Here is a 1630-nt window from a genome sequence, read left to right on the forward strand (position 1 = left end):
CTTGGCCTTGGGCTTTGCGCTGCGGCTTTGCGCGGTAGGCGTGCGCTGGCTCTTCTTCTTGGCCGCGTCGGCAGGGGCCGCCGCGGAGATGGTCACGAGGGCGGCGATGGCAAGCGCGAGCAGGCGCGATGGGCTGGAGGGCATCAGCAGTTCCAAGAACACTCAAGCAGGCGAGCTTGCCCCATTCCGCCGGCCACGACCAGACGGAACAACGCTCGCACGGTTGCGGTACAGCTGTGGTTGTTCTTGCGTTTGCCGCGCTGAAGCCTGGGGCTTCAGCGTGTTGCCGGCCTCGCCGGTTCAGCGGTCGCCGGCGCGGGTGAACGGCACGGTTTCAGGCGCCACCGCACCTCCGGAGATGATGAAGCTCATCGCCTGGTCCACGCTCCAGTCGGTCGGGGTCAGCAGTTCCACCGGCACGATTTCCAGATAGCCCGAGGTCGGGTTGGGGGTGGTTGGCACATATACCGCCGCCAGCTCGCGGCCGGTGCCGGTTTCGCGGATGACGCGGGTGACCAGTCCGACCGATTTCATGTCGCGGTGCGGGAAGTCGATCAGCACCACGCGCTGGGTGCTGCCGGGCTTGGTCTGCAGGATGTCCAGCAGCTTCCTGGCGCTGTCATAGATGATGCTGGCCAGCGGAATACGCTGGATGACCGCGCCGAACCAGCGCAGCAGCTGCTGCCCGACCACGCGGCGGCTGAGGATGCCCACCAGCAGGATCACCAGCAGCGTGGCCAGCAGCGCGATGGTGTCCTGCACCCATTCGGCCTTCACCCAGCCCAGATAGTCCGGGAAGGAGGCGGCGATGCGTTCGGACAGCGGGATCACCAGCGGGCTGCTGATGCCCGACAACATGACAAAGACGAACTTGACGACCACCCAGGTCAGCCAGATTGGCAGCAGCGTGAGCAGGCCGGTCAGAAACAGGCGTTGCAGGGAGGGGCGAGGGGCGACGGGGGAGGCGGCTTCGGGCGACATGCGGCTATTGTACCGGCGGGCACGGGCCGGCCAGGCTCGGTGATTGTTCTGTCATGGATACACAGCAGGGGCAGGGATGATGCGCAAGACGTTGAAATGGCTGGGCGGGGGGCTTTTGGGGCTGGTGCTGGTGGTCGGCGGGCTGTTGCTGGTGTCGCGGTTCTGGCCGTCAACGACCTTGCAGGAGGAGGCATTGGCGGCGCTGGAGACCGGGCCGCAGCGACCCGGCAGCAATGCGTATGTGGCGTTGATGACGTTGCATCACGAATCGCTGGATGCAGCCGCGCGCCGCGCACTGGTGGATGCACTGGCCAGCGACTATGGGCAATGGCAGCAGCGGTTCGAGGCCCACTGGCTGGAAAATGGCGGGGGGATGCCGACCGCGCCGGCGCCGCAACTGGGCGGTGAGCCGGTGGCCTGGGTGCACGACGATGCGCTGTGCCGGATCAACGAGGGTGGGGCGTGTCTGGACAAGGTGCGTGCCGCACCCGAGGCGGTGGCTGATGCCCTGGCCGCGCATGCCGGCCTGCTGGAGCGGATTGCCGCGTTGTCGACGCATGGTCATCTGCGCAGCGAGCTGCCCCTGGGGCCCTACGTGCCGCTGCCACCCCTGCAGAGTCTGGGGCTGCCGCTGGCGGCCCATGCGCTG

Annotated in this window: 1 protein-coding gene and 1 pseudogene; one reads left to right on the forward strand and one right to left on the reverse strand. The window is 67.4% G+C overall.

Annotation, left to right across the window (positions count from 1 at the left end):
* Positions 1 to 300: 300 nt before the first annotated feature.
* On the reverse strand, positions 301 to 981 hold the full coding sequence (locus JCM9942_RS15430) for a DUF502 domain-containing protein (RefSeq protein WP_054660736.1): 681 nt from the start codon (positions 979 to 981) through the stop codon (positions 301 to 303).
* A 79-nt stretch (positions 982 to 1060) separates the two neighbouring features.
* On the opposite strand from JCM9942_RS15430, the pseudogene JCM9942_RS15435 reads away from it, so the two are divergent.
* A pseudogene (locus JCM9942_RS15435) lies at positions 1061 to 1630 on the forward strand (hypothetical protein); the annotation flags it as partial.

Source organism: Stenotrophomonas pictorum JCM 9942, assembly GCF_001310775.1.
GTDB lineage: Bacteria > Pseudomonadota > Gammaproteobacteria > Xanthomonadales > Xanthomonadaceae > Stenotrophomonas > Stenotrophomonas pictorum.

Bases quoted from the DNA above. Each gene is read 5' to 3' on its own strand.
- JCM9942_RS15430 (WP_054660736.1), bottom strand. From the start codon at position 981: ATGTCGCCCGAAGCCGCCTCCCCCGTCGCCCCTCGCCCCTCCCTGCAA.